Source organism: Pseudomonas sp. RA_5y_Pfl1_P24 (assembly GCF_963970945.1).
Lineage (GTDB): Bacteria > Pseudomonadota > Gammaproteobacteria > Pseudomonadales > Pseudomonadaceae > Aquipseudomonas > Aquipseudomonas tritici.
Map to the genome: position 1 here is coordinate 1 of NZ_CAXAOJ010000026.1, position 17395 is coordinate 17395.

Sequence of the window (17395 nt, forward strand, 5' to 3'; positions counted from 1 at the left end):
CACGATAAAGGCGGACACCTTTCCACAGTTGAACTGAATGGTGCGGTACTGACCTCACACCTATTCAGCGCCGGCCGCGAGCAGCAACGTGCCCAAGGAAAACTGCTCAGCAGTTACCAACACGACGCCCAAGGGCGCCTGTTCAACCAAGGCATCGCCGATGCCGAAGGCACTGTTTACCGCCGCCACTACGACTACGACAAATCCGGCAACCTCACCCGCCTCATCGATACCCGCAAAGGCGAACACCACTACCACTACGACCCGCTAAGCCGCCTCACCCGCGCCGACCACTCCCAAGGCGAGCAGGAACGTTTCGGCCACGACTCCGCCGGGAACCTGCTCATGCAAGACCGCCCCGGCCCGGACATCGTCGCCGGCAACCGCCTAATGATCCAAGGCGACCGCCATTACGACTACGACGCCTTCGGCAATTTGATCCGTGAACGCCGAGGCAAAGGCCAGCAACTCGTCACCGAATACCGCTACGACTGCCAGCACCGCCTGATCAGTATTAAAAAAACTAACGGCCAAACCGCCAGCTACCGCTACGACCCCTTCGGCCGCCGCATCCGCAAAACCATCGACGGCCTAACCACCGAGTTCTTCTGGCAAGGCGACAAACTCATCGCCGAACACCACGCGGACCGGCACCGCAGCTACCTCTACGAACCGGACAGCTTCCGCCCGTTGGCGCTGCTGGAAGGTTTCGGTCCAAAAGAAACGAAGCCCTACCATTACCAACTCGACCACCTCGGCACGCCACAAGAACTCACCGCCCCAGATGGCGAAATCATCTGGTCCGCGCACTACCGCGCCTACGGTGAAATCACCCGCCTGGACATAGGAAAAGTCGACAACCCGCTGCGCTTCCAAGGCCAATACTTCGATCAAGAAAGCGGGCTGCACTACAACCGCCATCGCTATTACAATCCGGATATTGGTCGCTACCTGACGCCAGATCCAGTTAAGTTGGCGGGTGGGATTAACGCCTACCAGTACGTGCCCAACCCTACGGGTTGGGTGGATCCGCTAGGGCTGAGCAGGTGTCCGGGGGAGGATGGATGTAAACCCACAAATCGCCCAGAAAATCCGGGGGAAAACGTTGACGTCAATGAGGGTGACGTTGAGCTACCCAAAGGCTTTGATACCAGACTTTCTAGAAATGGAGCTTTTAAAAGAGCAAAAGCAATCGGAGGTGTACCTAAGACTCAGCATCCCAAAAATATTTACCGAGAAACCATCACCGATCAAGATCGCTACATTCAAGGAAGGGTTTACGAATTCGAATTACTTTATAGAGATGTAGAAATTCGTGAGCATTCATTAGGTCATGAAAAAGGCAATCATGCTCCACACTTCAATACCGAGGTTACCGTTGAGGGGGTAAAAGTTCCGTTAACCATCGGCAATGACTCCCATACGTATTTTAAAAGGTGATTAATGGACACAGTCTTCATACACGAAACCGGCATACACCCCTGGGCACACCTACACCCTACAGAAGAACGAGGGTATGCCACGTTCACACTCCTTAATCAAGACTTTGAAAATGTGTGGAAAACTTGGCTCGCCCTCGCATCACTGTTGACACATGAATGGCCACTGATACTAACTTGGTATACCACTAGGACTCCCAAGTACAGCAAGACACAGGAGTACTTAGCGTTAAGGCGCTTTGCGAAAAACTCAGGCCCCAAAGACATATTCAGAAAAAATGAAGCAACCTCAATTTATTCTGGAGTAGAGTATTTGGACACCCGTCCAGACCATATAGATCCAAACAAACTAAAGGCATACCGTAGCCGTGCAACTTTAATGACAAGACAAGACTACCAACCAGAGTTATTATGGCAACGACTAAGCCATTTAGAGTACATATCCACAACGGACGATTTTAAATTAATATTGGCAGACGAAGAAAATCTGTTATTCAAATTTCATGACACTGAAACGCATGGCGTCGCTCAAATCATATGTCACGCTATACATTCAGAAAAATTAGAGTTTGCGATCAGCACCTTAGACATCAGAAAAATCCTCTATCCAGAGGTATACGAATACATTCACAGCTAGACTCGCCCAGAACATTTAGCCTCGACATCCGCTAAAAAATGCTCTTGCAGACTTCAGGTGAGTATTCCCTATGCCCCCCATAGCCAACCCCAATTCGCCCACTCACCCCGCCCCACCTAAACTCTGTCCATAGCATTTCAACGGACAGAGGATTCACCATCATGGGCAAACGTCACCCCAATCTCCCCGCCTGGCAATGGCGCAGCTACCCGCAAAACCATCAGCACCCGACCAACCAGGCATTGCGCCTGATTGCGGTGCCGCTGTTCATTATCGGGTTTCTGTTGATCGTATCCGGGGTATTCAGCACAAGCCCTGCCAGTGTCGCCGTCGGCATTGTCGGTGTCCTGGCTGGTCTGGCCTTGCAGCGGCAGGGTCATAGCGTGGAAGTCCAAGCCAGTTTGTGTTGAACAGCAGCGCCACCGGCATTTAGGTCAGGCGAAGACCACCACGGTCTGGCGGCTGATGGCGATCAACTCGCCGGTGGGGCTCCATAGCGCGGCAGCGGCATGGCCGTAGCCGTCGCGGGCGTGCTCGATGTTGACATGGTACTGGCACCAGTCGAGCGTCGTGAGATTTTGCAAAGGTTGGATGAACTCGATGGTCCAGGTAAGGGTGCTGCCCGGTGCCGGCTTTTTCAGGTGCGGCAGTAGGGCCGGTGGCCAGGCGTCGACCAAGGCGAGGATATGCGCCTCGGTCAGTGGCTCTTCTTTTACATCCCCGCGTAAACGTACCCAACCGCCCATGTCGCGGGATTTGTTGCCAGTAAATGGCAAGCCGCCCACACTCCAGCGCATCGCCAGATGGCGCATGAATTCAGGGGTGACGCCCTTGATATAGGGCAGCTCCTGACACTCATCCCAGTGTTTGAACACGGGCGGCGCTTCACTCTCGACAGCAATTTCCGACTCACGGGAGGCGCCGAAACTGGCTTGTACCAGTGTCGCCACTTCACCGTTCTGCACTACGCGGCCGAGCAACTGGCTGACGGCCTTGCCTTCGCGCAACACTTCGACTTGATAACTGGCAGAAACGTCCGGCGCGACCGGGCCAACAAAGGTGATTGCCAGGGATCGTAAAGGCCGATCGGCTGGCACCTGGGCGCGCAGGGCTTCGTATTGCAATGCGGCGACCAGCCCACCAAACGTTGCGCGGCCCTGGGCCCATTCCGCGGGGATGGTTACATCCAGCGGGTTGCTTCGTGCGGCGTCGAGCAAATCACTAAAGCGCATGGCGCGTCTCACATCAGAAGGAACAGATGGGTGATCTTAATCATCGGGCCCGTGAGGTGCAGCGCCTATTCCGGCCAAAAGCCGGACCGGCTCAGAAACAATCGGCGCTGAATTTGGCGAGCACGCGATCGGCCTGGCCTTGCGCCTTGGCCATGGTGCGATGCCATACCGCAACACAAGGTTGCAGATCGGCCTGGTGCTCGGCCTGGGCCAACCACTGCCAGCAGTCATGCCAATCCCCGAGGGCAGCTTGGGCTTTTTTCAAGCGTGACATGGCGTTGGCAGGCAATTTGTCCAGCTCGGGATACGCTTGCGCAGCGTAGCGCACGCGCTTGATCAGCAACCGCAGGCGGTGACGATCATGGTCGGGGTCTTTCAACGCTTCACCGAGTTTCTGCCATTGCTTGGCCAGACGTTTCTCGATGCGTGGGCGCAGGCCTTTGAGCAGTTTCTGGTGTTCAGAGGCACGAATAAAACGTGGGAAGGCGTCGAGTATCTGCAGCAAATGGGCAACTTCCGGGCTTTGCGCCACCTGGCGATAGGCATCGGGTTGCAAACGCAGGCGCCGGCTCGCGGCTTCGTGATGGCCATGCTGATGCAAATACGCCGCCAGCACCTCGCGGTCGCGTAGCGGCGTAGTCAGTTGGCCGACCTTGCTGGCTGCCAATTCAAGCTGTTCTACCCCAGGTAGACCGCGCAAGGGACGCAACAGGCTGCGCAGTCGTCGCACGGTGGTGCGCAAGTCATGCAAGGCTTCATCGTCGGTGACGGCGGCGAGGCGAGCCTGGCAGCTCAGTAACCCTACTTCCAGGCTAATGACCTGAGTGACTAACTGATCGACCAAAGCTGACATCCCTTCCTCCCCCTGACGACGAAAATTCCCAGGTAACTCATGGCCGCCGACGCAGCCTCGTTGCACTCGACAGCGGCTACGCGTCAACGCCCGGCGCGAGACTCACGAATATAGAACCGCGCTTTCTCGGCTTTAGTGGAGCAGCCTTCGAACGCTTCAAATTGTTGCTGGGTTTTGGCGCCGGTCAACAAAGACAAGGCCTTGGAGTAGCTCACCGTGCCGGCAAAACCCTCAGCCTTGGCCAGGTCGAGCTCCTTCCAGGCAGCGTCCAATTGCGAGCCGCAGCTGTCGCGGTACGCGGTTTTACCGGCACAACCGGCCAGGGCCAACACGATCACAGGCACACACATCCAGGCTTTCATCGATGACACCTCAAAATAAAGAAAAAACAGTCGTACGTTGTAGACGTTGCCTACATGGAAAAGTGCCTAATCCTTAGCCTGAAATCGACAGTACCTATACACCCGAGCATACCCGAGCGCCGCGAGTATTCAGGAAAAATATTACATGCCTAGCGAAGATTGAAGCTGCCACCTCAATGGGTGCATTGTGGGCGCCTGCATTAGGAAGGACATTGACCATGAAAAAACGTGTTGCCTTGGTGCTGGGCTCCGGCGGGGCCCGGGGCTACGCCCATATTGGGGTTATCGAGGAAATCGAACGGCGCGGCTACGACATCGCCTGTATCGCCGGGTGCTCCATGGGGGCCGTGGTCGGCGGGATCTACGCCGCCGGCAAGCTGGAGGAGTATCGAAACTGGATTGAAAGCCTCGATTATCTCGACGTGCTGCGCCTGGTCGACGTGAGTTTTCGCCTGGGGGCGATTCGCGGCGAGAAGGTCTTCGGGCAGATCCGCAAGATCGTCGGTGAGATCAATATCGAAGAACTGCGCATCCCCTACACCGCCGTCGCCACCGACCTGACCAACCAACAGGAAATCTGGTTCCAGGAAGGCTGCCTGCACCAGGCCATGCGCGCTTCCGCGGCGATTCCCAGCCTGTTTACCCCGGTGATGCAAGGCAACCGCATGCTGGTGGACGGCGGCCTGCTCAACCCACTGCCCATCGTGCCGGTGGTGTCGAGCCATTGTGACTTGATCATCGCGGTCAACCTCAACGCCACCAACCAGAAGCAGTACCGGTTGCCGGTGATCCAACGCCCGCCAGCGTTCAAGAGTCGCTTCAACAACCTGGCCAAATCACTCGGTTCGCACCTGCCGTTTCGCCGCAAGCAGGCCGAACAATTGCTGAAGCTGGAGCAAGAGGCGTTGGAGGCGCAAGCGGCAGAGATCAACCCGTGGCTGGACTCGGCCGAGCCGGAATCCCAACAACCCGACGCCGCACCGGAAAAACCCGGTGCACCGAAGTCGGCGACCGGGTCGTTCATCATCGATAACGTCGGCCCGGCGTCTCTGCTGGACCTGATCAACCAGAGCTTCGAGGTGATGCAAACCTCGCTGGCGCAGTACAAAATCGCCGGCTACCCGCCGGATGTGCTGATCAACGTGCCGAAGCGGGTGTGCCGGTTTTTCGAGTTCTACAAAGCGCCGGAGTTGATTGCGCTGGGGCGAGAGATTGCCAGTGATACGTTGGATCGGTATGAGCGTGAGCAGAGTTGAGGGTTAAGGTGCGGCTGATGACGCCATCGCAGGCAAGCCAGCTCCCACCTTTGGAATGCACTCCCCTGTGGGAGCCGGGCTTTCCCGCGATGGCCTCGGAGCCGACGCCAAACATCTAGGCACTCAACAACCGATACCCCACCCCCGCCTCGGTCACGATAAACCTCGGCTGTGTCGGATCATCCGCCAGTTTCTGCCGCAGATGCCCCACCACAATACGCAGATAGTGGCTGTCCTCAGTATGGGTCGGGCCCCAGATATCCTTGAGCAATTGCTGCTGGGTAATCACCCGCCCCGGATGCCGGGCGAGCTGCGCGAGCACCGCATACTCCTTGCGCGTCAGCGCCACTTCGGCACCGTCCAGCAGCACGCGGCGATAGGCCAGGTCGACCGTCAATGGGCCAAACCGCAAGGCCGCTTCCTGGGCTTCACCCGCGGGCGCCTGGCGCAGCAGCGCACGTACCCGGGCGAGAAACTCCTGGATGCCGAAGGGTTTGGTCACATAGTCATTGGCGCCACCGTCGAGCGCCTCGACTTTTTGCCCTTCACTGGCGCGGACTGACAGCACCAACACCGGCACCGTCGACCACTCACGGAATTCGCGCAGCACTTGCTGGCCGTCCATGTCCGGCAAGCCAAGGTCGAGTACCAGCAGGTCCGGCTTGCTCAGTGCCGCCTGGGCCAGGCCTTCGTTGCCGGTGCGGGCCTCAATCACTTTGTAGCCCTGGGAGGCCAGGCTGATGCGCAGGAATTTGCGGATCTGCGGTTCGTCATCAATGACCAAAATCGTCGCGGTCTGGCTCATGGTGTCCAATCAAAATCCGTGAAGAAAACAGGGTAGCTCATGCCTCGCGCTCCAGGCCAGGCTGTGTCGGCAAGGGCAGGAACAAGGTGATGCAGGTGCCGCGCCCGTCAATGCCGTCGGCCACGCTGAGATGCCCGCCGTGGGCACCGACCATGCCCTGGCAGATTGCCAGGCCCAAGCCTGTGCCCTGCCCGCCTCGATCACCCCGTGCGGCGGTGTAGAACATGTCGAAAATCTTTGCGCGCTCGTCTTTGGGAATGCCTGGGCCTTCATCAGCGACGGCAAAAAACAGCTGGTTATCCAGCACGCCCGCGCTCAGTTGCAAGCGCCCTTGAGACGGTGAAAAACGCGCGGCGTTTTCCAGCACATTAACCAGCGCTTGTTCGATCAGCGCAGCATGCACATACAACAGCGGCAACTCAGGCGGCACGTCGGTACTCACCTTCAACGGCGCCAGCACCGCACGCAAACGACCGAGGGCGCTGCCGACGATATCGCCCGGCGACACCCAATCCCGCGCCAGTTTCAAAGCGCCATGGCCGAGGCGCGTCATGTCGAGCAAGTTCTGGATATAGCGGTCGAGACGTTCGGCCTCATCGCGGGTGCCTTCAAGCAACTCGCGGCGATCTTCCAGCGGGATGGCCTCACCGAGCGCCAAAAGGCTATCGATGCTGCCGCGCATGGAGGTCAGCGGCGTACGCAAATCGTGAGACACCGAGGCCAGCAAGGCGCTGCGCAGTTGCTCGGTCTCACCGTGCAACCGTGCGGACTCCAGCTCCTGGGCCAGTTGCGCCCGCGCCAGCGCCTGGGCCAATGGCTGGCTCAGGGCAGTCAGCAAGCGACGGCGTTGGCCGCTCAGTTCCTGGCCGGGTTTTGGACTAACGCCCAGCAAACCCAACGGGCCCTCTTCGGCTGACAACGGCCACCACCACCAACGCCCGAACGGCAAGGTGCCAGTGCCCATGCCCGCCGGTTGGTCATGCTGCCAGGCCCAATCAGCAGCGGCGCGCTCGGCTTCGGTAAGCGTCAGCGGGCCGCCGGTCTCAATCGCCCAACCGCCCTGGCTATCGCGGTTGACCAGGCACAGGTCCAGGTCACTCCAGCCTTCCAGGTGATGCGCCGCGGCGCTGATCACCGCCTGGCGATCGGTGGCGGCGGTCAGTTTGCGTGACAGGTCGAGCAGTTCGCTGGTTTCTTCCTGGGTGTCGCGCAACGCTTGCAACTGACGGCGTTGACGTGCGGCGAGGTTGCCGGTCAACGCCGCCATCAACAGGAAGAACAACAGGGTCAGCACGTCCTCTTCGCGCTGGATGGCGAAGGAAAAATTCGGTGGGATAAACAGGAAGTCGTAGGTTATGAACGACAACGCCGCACACACCAGCGAGGGCCCCAGGCTGCTGCGCACGGCCACCAGCAATACCGCCGCCAGGAACACCAGCGAGATATTCGGCAGCGGCAAGACGCTGGACACCGCCCAAGCCAATGCCGCAGCAACCACCGTCGCCACGACCGCAAGCGCATAGTCGAACCACACCAGCCCGCGCACATCCGGCAAGCGTGACGGTGCGGGGATGTCATCGCTGTCGAGGACGTTGATTTCCAAGCTACGCGCATTACGCAGCAAACGCGCAGCCAGGCCGCCACCGAACAACCGACGCCGCCAACGCATCCGCGACTGCCCCACCAACACCAGGCTGGCGCGGCGTTCGGCGGCATGCTGGATCAGCGTTTTGGCCACCTCGCCGGCTCGCAGCAACACCACTTCACCGCCAAGGCGTTCGGCCAGTTGCTGGGCATTTTGCAGGCGCAATCGGAACTGCTCATCCCGCGCACGGCCGTTATCGATGTGCACCAGGCTCCACGGCAAATGCCGGCGTTGGGCAACACGGCTGGCATGGCGCACCAGGCGTTCGGCCTGCGCATCGCCGTCCACGCCGACCAACAAACGCCCACGCACTGCCGGCGCGGCCTGGCCGAGTTGGCGGTAGCCTTGGGCCAAATCATCGTCGACATGGGCGGCGGCGGTTTGCATCGCCAACTCGCGCAACGCCATGAGGTTGGTCTGGGTGAAGAATGCATCAATGGCCGCGCGGGCCTGCTCCGGCACATAGACCTTGCCGTCGCGCAGGCGCTCCAGCAACTCGCGAGAGGGCAGATCGATCAGCAGCAGTTCGTCGGCCTCTTGCAGCACCCAGTCCGGCAGGGTTTCACGCACCTGCACGCCGGTGATGCCGCGTACTTGGTCGTTGAGGCTTTCCAGGTGCTGGACGTTGACCGTGGTGAACACGTTGATGCCGGCGGCGAGCAGTTCCTGGATGTCTTGCCAGCGCTTTTCATGGCGGCTGCCGGGGGCGTTGCTGTGGGCCAGCTCGTCCACCAGCACCAGCTTGGGCTGGGCGGCGAGCAGGCCGTCGAGGTCCATTTCTTCAAGCATCACGCCGCGATATTCGGTGCGCAGCGACGGTTGCTGCGGCAGGCCGCTGAGCAAGGCTTCGGTCTCGGCGCGGCCGTGGGTCTCGACCACGCCGGCGATCAACTTCACGCCCTGGCGCAACTGGGTATGGGCGGCCTGGAGCATGGCGTAGGTCTTGCCCACGCCGGGCGCGGCGCCAAGGAAGACTTTGAGCCGGCCACGGCCGTTGCGGGGCAAATCGGCTAGCAGGGCATCGGCGCGGCCGGAGTCGCTCATGCTTGGGGGTTCCTTCAGGTGTTTATATGGAGTCTTTTATGCCGCCATCGCGGCGGTATTCCTGCCTATAACTTTTCCAGAGCCATATTCAAAGCCAGCACATTCACCACCGGCGGGCCCACCAGCGGGCTTTCGATATGCTCATCCAGCAACCGCTGCAAGGTCGACACCGGCACACTCCGCGCCGCCGCCACCCGCGCCAGTTGATAGGCAATCGCTTCCGGTGGCAAGTGTGGATCAAGACCGCTGCCAGAGGTAGTCAGCGACGCCAAAGGCACCGGCCCTTGGCTGGGCACGCGCTGTTTATTCGCATCATCAAAGATGCGCGTCGCCAGCGCCGGGTTACTTGGGCCAAGGTTGCTGGCGCTGCTGGAAACCGTCGCGAAAGCGCCGGCCGAGGGGCGCGGGTGGAACCAGCTGTCACCGGTAAAGTCCTGGGCGATCAAGCTGGAGCCGCGCACTTTGCCGCTGGCGTCGCGTACCAGGCTGCCATTGGCTTGATCCGGGAAGGCGACTTGGGCGACGCCGGTCACCACCAGTGGGTAAGCAACGCCGGTGATCAGGGTCATGAGCACCAGCAGGCTAAGTGCCGGACGGATTAGGTTGGACATTTTGGATTCCTCAAGTTGTTGGACGCACTGGTGTGGTTGCAGAGGGCTGCTTCGCAGCCCAGCGCGGGAGGAGCGACGATTCGACAAGCCCGCTCACTACGAGAGCGAGTTCGGTTACACCAGGTGCAACGCCGTCAGCAGCATGTCGATCGCCTTGATGCCCACGAACGGCACCACAAGCCCGCCCAGCCCGTAGATCAGCAGGTTGCGCCGCAGCAAGGCCGCCGCGCTCGCCGCTTGCACGCGCACACCGCGCAGCGCCAGCGGGATCAGCACCACGATGATCAGCGCGTTGAACACGATGGCCGAGAGAATCGCGCTTTGCGGGCTCTGCAAGTGCATCACGTTGAGCACGCCGAGTTGCGGGTAGATCGAAGCGAACAGCGCCGGCAAAATCGCAAAGTACTTGGCCACGTCGTTGGCGATGGAAAAGGTGGTCAGCGCACCGCGCGTCACCAGCAACTCCTTGCCGATCTGCACCACGTCCAGCAACTTGGTGGGGTCGCTGTCGAGGTCGACCATGTTGGCGGCTTCGCGAGCGGCCTGGGTGCCATCGTTCATCGCCATGCCAACGTCCGCCTGGGCCAGGGCCGGAGCATCGTTGGCGCCGTCGCCGCACATCGCCACCAGGCGGCCGTCGTTCTGCTCATGACGAATACGGGCGAGTTTTTTCTCCGGCGTGGCTTCGGCCAGCACGTCGTCCACGCCGGCTTCGGCAGCAATCGCAGCAGCGGTCAGCGGGTTGTCGCCCGTCACCATCACGGTCCGAATGCCCAGTTTGCGCAACTCGGCGAAACGCTCGCGGATGCCAGGCTTGACCACGTCCTTCAGGTGAATCGCACCGAGCAACTTGCCATCGGCACACACCAGCAATGGCGTGCCACCGCTCTGGGCGATCTTGTCGATTTCCCGCGACAGTGCTGGTTGCAGGTCGCTGCGTTGTTGGCCGATAAACGCCAGCAGCGAATCCACGGCGCCTTTGCGGAACACACGGCCCTGATAATCGACGCCAGACAAGCGGGTTTCAGCACTGAACGGCACGGCCGTCAGCTCATCCGCAGTCGGCTCGGCTTGCGGGTGCAAGGCGCGCAGGTATTCGACGATGGATTTACCTTCCGCCGTGTCATCCGCCAGGGAGGCAAACAACGCGCCTTCGGCCACTTCCTTGCCGCTGACGCCAGGCGCCGCGACCACCGCCGTACAGCGACGGTTACCAAAGGTGATGGTGCCAGTCTTGTCCAGCAGCAGCACATGCACGTCCCCCGCCGCTTCCACGGCGCGGCCGGACTTGGCGATCACATTGAGGCGCACCAGGCGGTCCATACCGGCGATACCGATCGCCGACAATAAGCCGCCAATGGTCGTAGGAATCAGCGTCACCAACAGTGCGACCAAGAACACCAACGGCAAGCTGCCATTGGCAAAGTGGGCGAACGGTTGCAGGGTCACCACCACCAGCAGGAAGATCAGGGTCAGGCCGATCAGCAGGATATCCAGCGCGACTTCGTTGGGGGTTTTCTGGCGTTTGGCGCCTTCCACCAGGGCGATCATGCGGTCCAGGGTCGACTCACCCGGGTTGGCGGTGATGCGGATCAGCAGCCAGTCCGATACCAGACGGGTGTTGCCGGTGACGGCCGAACGGTCGCCACCGGACTCGCGGATCACGGGGGCGGATTCGCCAGTGATCGCCGCTTCGTTAACCGCCGCGATGCCTTCAACGACTTCGCCGTCACCGGGGATCATTTCCCCAGCGGTAACGCGCACCACATCACCTTTGCGCAGGCTGGTGGCCGGCACCACTTTGAAGCTGCCATCGGCCTCTTTGCGGTGTGCGCTCAGGCCTTCGCTGCCGGCCTTGAGGCTGTCGGCACGGGCTTTGCCGCGCCCTTCGGCCAAGGCTTCGGCAAAGTTGGCGAACAGCACGGTGAACCACAGCCACACAGCGATTTGCACGGCGACGTAGGTCGGCACCGTCGTGTCCGGCACAAAGCACAGCACGGTGGTAAGGATGGCGGTCAGCTCGACCACCAGCATCACTGGCGAGCGTTGCAGTTGGCGCGGGTCCAGCTTCACGAACGCCTGGACCAGCGCCGGGCGCCACAGGGCGGAGATCGCGGTTTTGGCGGGCTCTTGGGTTTGCACCGAAGCCGCATTTTTTACAGGCATATTCATTTTCATATCCCCTTCGCTCTTCATTTAGAAGCAGCCATGCTCAGATGTTCAGCAATAGGGCCCAGTGCCAGCGTCGGCAGGAAGGTCAGGCCGCCCACCAGCAAAATGGTCACGGTCAACAGGGTCACGAACAGCGGGCCATGGGTAGGGAAGCTGTTCTGACCAGTCGGTGCGGCCTTCTTCATCGCCAGGCTGCCGGCCAGGGCCAGTACCGGAAGGATGTAGCCGAAGCGACCGATCAACATGCCCAGACCGAGCATCAGGTTGTGGAACGGTGTGTTGGCGCTGAAGCCACCGAACGCCGAGCCGTTGTTGGCACTGGCCGAGGTGTAGGCGTACAGCAACTGGCTGAAGCCGTGCGGACCTGGGTTGCTGATGGCACCGGCCGGGCCTGGCAGGCTCGCGGCAATGGCGCCGAGCACGAGTACGCCAACCGGCATGACCAGCAGCGTCACCACCAGCAATTGCACTTCCTTGGCCTGCAGCTTCTTGCCGAGGTATTCCGGGGTGCGGCCGATCATCAGGCCGGCGAGGAACACCGCGATCAACACATTGAGCAACATGCTGTACATGCCGGCACCGACGCCGCCGAAGATCACTTCGCCGACCATCATGTTGACCAGCGCCACCATCCCGCTGAGGGGGCTGAGGCTGTCCTGCATGCCGTTGACCGAACCGTTGGACGCTGCGGTGGTGGTCACCGACCACAGCACCGTGCCGGTGGTGCCGAAGCGCGCCTCCTTACCTTCCAGCGGCGCGGTCTGCTCCACGGCCGGGTTTTTCAGGGTCGGGTTGGGCTGGTATTCGGACCACAACGAGGTCGCGCCACCGATCAGGAACAGCGCCAGCATGCAGCCGAGAATCGCACGGCTCTGACGCAGGTCTTTCACGTAGTGGCCGAAGGTGAACACCAGCGCCACCGGGATCAGGATGATCGATGCCACTTCGAACAGGTTGGCCCAGGCAGTCGGGTCTTCGAACGGGTGCGCCGAGTTGACACCAAAGAAGCCACCGCCGTTGGTACCCAACTGCTTGATCGCTATCTGGCTGGCTGCCGGGCCCAAGGGGATCACTTGATCCACGCCTTGCATCGTCACGGCATCGACGTAATGGGCGAAGGTTTGCGGAACGCCCTGCCACACCAGGAACAACGCCAGCACCAGGCACAACGGCAACAGGCCGTAGAGGGTGGCGCGGGTCATGTCGACCCAGAAGTTACCCAATGTCTGCGCCGATTTGCGACCGATCCCACGGCAAAGCGCAACCAGGACTGACAGGCCAGTGGCAGCACTGACGAAGTTCTGCACGGTCAGGCCGGCCATCTGGCTGAGGTAGCTTAAAGACGCCTCACCGCTGTAGGACTGCCAGTTGGTGTTGGTCATGAAACTGACCGCCGTGTTGAAGGCCAGCGTCCATTCCTGACCCGGCAATTTCTGCGGGTTCAGTGGGAGATAGTCCTGGAACAACAGAATCGTGAACAACAGCAAAAAGCTCGCTAGATTGAACGCGAGCAAGGCCAGCATGTATTTCTGCCAGCTTTGTTCCTGCTGCTCGTCCACGCCCGCCAGGCGATAACAGGCTTTCTCCACAGGCCCCAGAACCGGGCTCAGCCAGGTGCGCTGCCCTTCCATCACTTTGTAATAGAACCGCCCCAGGAACGGGGCCGGCACCAGCACCAAGGCAAAAAAGGCAATGATCAGCCAATAGTCATAACTGTGCATGGCCAGCTCCTAGTTCCGATCCGCGCGTAACAGCGCAACCAGCAGATAAATGAACAGCGCCACGGCCAATAGCAGTGACACCCCGTCCAGAACGCTCATGGAAGTCTCTCCGTTTAGCGGCGAGTGCCGCGTGTGGGTCAATTGTCGGCAGGAGTGGTGTAAAGGAACGAGAGCGAGGGTATGGGCGGGGCGTAAAGACGGCGTAAAGAGTGGGTTTATGCGGGGTTTACAGGGGATTTGCTGTGGATGGGAGGACCTCATCGCGGTGCGACGATTCGACTTGCCCGCGAAAGCGCCAGCTCAGTCAACACAGCACTTATCTGGTGCAACGCAGGGCAAATTCAAACGCCAAACCGTTCCCGTGGCGACAGTTGCACGGCTTTACGACAATGATTCTCAAACTGGCATGCACGCTGCAACACCTTGAATCATTCCAAACCGTTCAGGGAGCAGCACAATGAACACACAACTCAAACCCACCTTGGGCACCCTGCACTTGTGGGGCATCGCCGTCGGCCTGGTGATATCCGGCGAATACTTCGGCTGGAGCTATGGCTGGGGCGTCGCCGGGACCTTGGGCTTTTTGGTGACCTCGTTGATGGTCGCCGCCATGTACACCTGCTTCATCTTCAGTTTCACCGAGCTGACCACCGCGATTCCTCACGCGGGTGGGCCGTTTGCCTACAGCCGTCGTGCCTTTGGTGAGAAAGGCGGTTTGATCGCGGGGCTCGCGACCTTGATCGAGTTTGTCTTCGCGCCGCCTGCGATCGCCTTGGCCATCGGCGCATATCTGAACGTGCAATTCCCGGCGCTGGACCCGAAACACGCGGCCGTCGGCGCGTACATCGTGTTCATGGGCCTGAACATCCTTGGTGTGAAACTCGCCGCCACCTTCGAATTGGTGGTATGCGTACTCGCCGTCGCCGAGTTGCTGGTGTTTATGGGCGTCGTAGCGCCCGCCTTCAGCTTCAGCAACTTCGCCCTGAACGGCTGGGCCGGTTCCGACACCTTTGGCGCCCCGGCGATTGCCGGCATGTTTGCCGCGATTCCCTTTGCCATCTGGTTCTTCCTCGCCATCGAAGGCGCCGCCATGGCCGCCGAAGAAGCGAAAGATCCGAAGCGCACCATTCCAAAAGCCTACATCAGCGGCATCCTGACCCTGGTGATCCTGGCCATGGGCGTGATGTTCTTTGCCGGCGGTGTGGGCGACTGGCGCACCCTCTCCAATATCAACGACCCATTGCCACAAGCCATGAAAACCGTGGTCGGCGACAGCTCCGGCTGGTTGCACATGCTGGTGTGGATCGGCTTGTTTGGCCTGGTAGCGAGTTTTCACGGCATCATCCTGGGCTATTCGCGCCAGTTCTTCGCCCTGGCCCGCGCCGGATACCTGCCGTCTTTCCTCGCCAAACTGTCGCGCTTTCAGACACCGCACCGGGCAATCATCGCCGGCGGCGTGGTCGGCATCGCAGCGATCTACAGCGACGGCCTGATCAACCTAGGCGGCATGACACTGACCGCAGCGATGATCACCATGGCCGTATTCGGCGCCATTGTGATGTACATCATGAGCATGCTCAGCCTGTTCAAACTGCGTAAGACCGAACCGTTGCTGGAACGCACCTTCCGCGCACCGGGCTACCCCATCGTGCCGGGCATTGCGCTGGTGCTGGCGGTGGTGTGCCTGGTGGCCATGGCCTGGTTTAACACGCTGATCGGGCTGATCTTCCTGGGCTTTATGGCCGTTGGGTTCGTTTACTTCCAGATGACCGCGCAAGACCGCGCGGATGCACCTGCGGATGCGATGTTGACCGGACTCTGAGGTTGACGAGGCGGAATAGGCCTACACTGAACTCCTGAGAAAGCCTGTTACTCAAAGCAGTTATCCCCGTGGGAAAATTCTCCCACGGGGATCTGCCTCAAGGAGAGCCTTATGCCGTGGTATGCGTGGTTAATTATGGTGGTCGCGATCGGGTCGATCGTCGGTGGGCTGATGATGCTGCGAGACAGCGCCAACAAGGTCGAACTCACCGAAGAACAACGCAAACGCGTGGACGAGCGTAACGCCCAGGCGGATGCGAAGGACGCGCAGGATCGCTGAGCCTTGGGTTACTCCCAAGCCGCCTTGGTAATCTGCAAACCGTGCTGCCCCTTGTAGGCAGCACGCTCCGGCTGGCTCCAGCCGTTCAGCAATTCATCTTCCAACTTATAAATTTCAACCCCCAACGGACGGCATACCGTCAGAGGGTCTTGCGCCTCCGGCCCCCACATCGGCAACGATAAATCCCCGCCCGGGCACGTCGACAGCGCACACAGCAAATCAATCTCTGCAAAGAACTCCAGGTAATCGCCCTTCTGCGCCGGGCAAGCCTTCATGAAATACATGTCGTCGTGATTCAGGCCCGTGCACTGAAAAATGTTCAGCACGTCATGCACGTCGAACTCCGTCAGACCGTGGGGTAAAACCGCGCGCGTCAGGTTCGAATGGCAATGGTGATGGAAGTCCTCGCCGGTGAGCATCCGATTCACATACGGATCGCAACGCGTGCCGAGCAAATCATGCAAGCGCCCGCCATGCTCATCGGTGCCGTAACTGGCCAGGCTGTCATCGGTGATCGTCACCAGCGGTCTTAAAAATGGCAGATTCGACCACAACCGGTCATGCGTGCTCACATGGGCGCCCTGCAACTGACGCGTGCGCGCCGCCCACAGGCGTTCGCGAGGGTCGTTGGCGTTCCACACATTGAAGTCACCCACCTGTGGACCGACCGGCGTGGTCACACGAAACACATGCCCGGCCGGCACCTTCCACGCCCTGCCGGTTCGGATCGGCACTTCGAATTGCTCGAGCAACGTACGTTGCTGTTTATGGTCACGGATGCGTTCGTAAAACGCCGTGTCGACCTGCAGCGCCGAACCTTTGCTGACCTGATAAGCGGCCGGATAGTCTTTATACATGGTGCGGATCCTCGATCAGGGGTGATTAAACAAAGCCAACGACAAGCGTTCCGAATCAGCCAGGTACAGGCTCATCGCATCCCCTGCCGCCGGTTTATCCTGCTGGACCAGTAACGTGTAAATCTCACGATCGCGCTCCAACCATGGCGACTGGAAACGCTGCTCATCAGGCGCTGCGCAAAAGACCAGACGCAGCTGGGCGATGACCTGGGCAAAAAACTCATCGAACAACGGGCTGCGCATCAACCCAACGATCTGCTGGTGAAACACCAGGCTGTGGGTGGCGACCGCACGCCAGTCTTCGCGCTCACGGGCCAGGGTGGTGGCGTCGATAGCGTTTTGCATGCGCTCGGATTGGGCCTCTGTCAGCGGACCGCTCTGGGCGATGGCCTGCAACTCCAGGGTGCGGCGGACTACAAACAAATCACGCACCTCGTCGCGTTCCAGCCGCCGGACCATGACGCCCTTGTTGCGCACGTAGCGGGTCAGGCCTTCCTGGCCGAGACGGTGCAATGCTTCGCGGATGGTGTTACGTGATGCGTTGTAGGCTTTCACCAGGTCCACCTCAACCAACGGCATCCCCGGCAAAAGCCGCCCGCCGATGATGTCGGCGCGGAGTTCCAAGGCGATTTGATCGGCTAAAGACAAGCTGGATGTCAT

15 protein-coding genes and 1 pseudogene are annotated in these 17395 nt (G+C 60.2%); 5 read left to right on the forward strand and 11 right to left on the reverse strand.

The window, feature by feature from the left end; genetic code table 11:
- On the forward strand, window positions 1-1440 hold a 1440-nt coding region (locus AACY30_RS27110; RefSeq protein ID WP_339541438.1), incomplete at its 5' end, for an RHS repeat domain-containing protein.
- A gap of 797 nt (window positions 1441-2237) precedes the next feature.
- Window positions 2238-2477: pseudogene (locus tag AACY30_RS27115) on the forward strand (terminase); the annotation flags it as partial.
- Between the two features lie 33 nt (window positions 2478-2510).
- On the opposite strand, the gene AACY30_RS27120 reads toward AACY30_RS27115, so the two are convergent.
- The 3 genes from AACY30_RS27120 to AACY30_RS27130 form a co-directional block, all read right to left on the reverse strand.
- Complete coding sequence (locus AACY30_RS27120; RefSeq protein ID WP_339541439.1) at window positions 2511-3308, reverse strand: acyl-CoA thioesterase; 798 nt, start codon at window positions 3306-3308, stop codon at window positions 2511-2513.
- 91 nt (window positions 3309-3399) lie between these two features.
- Complete coding sequence (locus tag AACY30_RS27125; RefSeq protein ID WP_339541441.1) at window positions 3400-4161, reverse strand: CHAD domain-containing protein; 762 nt, start codon at window positions 4159-4161, stop codon at window positions 3400-3402.
- Window positions 4162-4244: 83 nt separating this feature from the next.
- Window positions 4245-4523, reverse strand: coding sequence for a hypothetical protein (locus tag AACY30_RS27130; protein ID WP_339414796.1), 279 nt, complete (start codon window positions 4521-4523; stop codon window positions 4245-4247).
- A gap of 218 nt (window positions 4524-4741) precedes the next feature.
- On the opposite strand from AACY30_RS27130, the gene AACY30_RS27135 reads away from it, so the two are divergent.
- On the forward strand, window positions 4742-5779 hold the full coding sequence (locus AACY30_RS27135) for a patatin-like phospholipase family protein (protein ID WP_339541442.1): 1038 nt from the start codon (window positions 4742-4744) through the stop codon (window positions 5777-5779).
- Between the two features lie 115 nt (window positions 5780-5894).
- Here AACY30_RS27135 and AACY30_RS27140 read toward each other — a convergent pair whose 3' ends face one another.
- The 6 genes from AACY30_RS27140 to kdpF form a co-directional block, all read right to left on the reverse strand.
- The gene (locus AACY30_RS27140) at window positions 5895-6584 is read right to left on the reverse strand and encodes a response regulator (RefSeq protein ID WP_339541443.1); all 690 of its coding nucleotides are present in this window, start codon (window positions 6582-6584) and stop codon (window positions 5895-5897) included.
- 37 nt (window positions 6585-6621) lie between these two features.
- Entirely contained in the window at window positions 6622-9273 is a 2652-nt protein-coding gene (locus AACY30_RS27145) for a sensor histidine kinase KdpD (protein ID WP_339541444.1), read from the reverse strand.
- A gap of 65 nt (window positions 9274-9338) precedes the next feature.
- Window positions 9339-9884 carry a potassium-transporting ATPase subunit KdpC gene (kdpC, locus tag AACY30_RS27150; RefSeq protein ID WP_339414799.1) on the reverse strand — a complete coding sequence of 182 codons (546 nt, stop codon included), beginning with the start codon at window positions 9882-9884 and terminating at the stop codon, window positions 9339-9341.
- A 114-nt stretch (window positions 9885-9998) separates the two neighbouring features.
- Window positions 9999-12062 carry a potassium-transporting ATPase subunit KdpB gene (gene kdpB, locus AACY30_RS27155; RefSeq protein WP_445261458.1) on the reverse strand — a complete coding sequence of 688 codons (2064 nt, stop codon included), beginning with the start codon at window positions 12060-12062 and terminating at the stop codon, window positions 9999-10001.
- A gap of 14 nt (window positions 12063-12076) precedes the next feature.
- Window positions 12077-13777, reverse strand: coding sequence for a potassium-transporting ATPase subunit KdpA (gene kdpA, locus AACY30_RS27160; RefSeq protein ID WP_339541446.1), 1701 nt, complete (start codon window positions 13775-13777; stop codon window positions 12077-12079).
- Between the two features lie 9 nt (window positions 13778-13786).
- Window positions 13787-13876 carry a K(+)-transporting ATPase subunit F gene (gene kdpF / locus AACY30_RS27165; RefSeq protein ID WP_003218754.1) on the reverse strand — a complete coding sequence of 30 codons (90 nt, stop codon included), beginning with the start codon at window positions 13874-13876 and terminating at the stop codon, window positions 13787-13789.
- 358 nt (window positions 13877-14234) lie between these two features.
- On the opposite strand from kdpF, the gene eat reads away from it, so the two are divergent.
- Together eat and AACY30_RS27175 are read left to right on the forward strand one after the other, a co-directional pair.
- A complete protein-coding gene (eat, locus tag AACY30_RS27170) occupies window positions 14235-15599 on the forward strand; it encodes an ethanolamine permease (RefSeq protein WP_049709334.1) in 1365 nt (454 codons plus the stop codon).
- 111 nt (window positions 15600-15710) lie between these two features.
- A complete protein-coding gene (locus AACY30_RS27175) occupies window positions 15711-15878 on the forward strand; it encodes a DUF2897 family protein (protein WP_339471855.1) in 168 nt (55 codons plus the stop codon).
- 8 nt (window positions 15879-15886) lie between these two features.
- Here AACY30_RS27175 and AACY30_RS27180 read toward each other — a convergent pair whose 3' ends face one another.
- Entirely contained in the window at window positions 15887-16735 is an 849-nt protein-coding gene (locus AACY30_RS27180; RefSeq protein ID WP_339541447.1) for an urea carboxylase-associated family protein, read from the reverse strand.
- A gap of 15 nt (window positions 16736-16750) precedes the next feature.
- A complete protein-coding gene (locus tag AACY30_RS27185; protein ID WP_339541448.1) occupies window positions 16751-17395 on the reverse strand; it encodes a GntR family transcriptional regulator in 645 nt (214 codons plus the stop codon).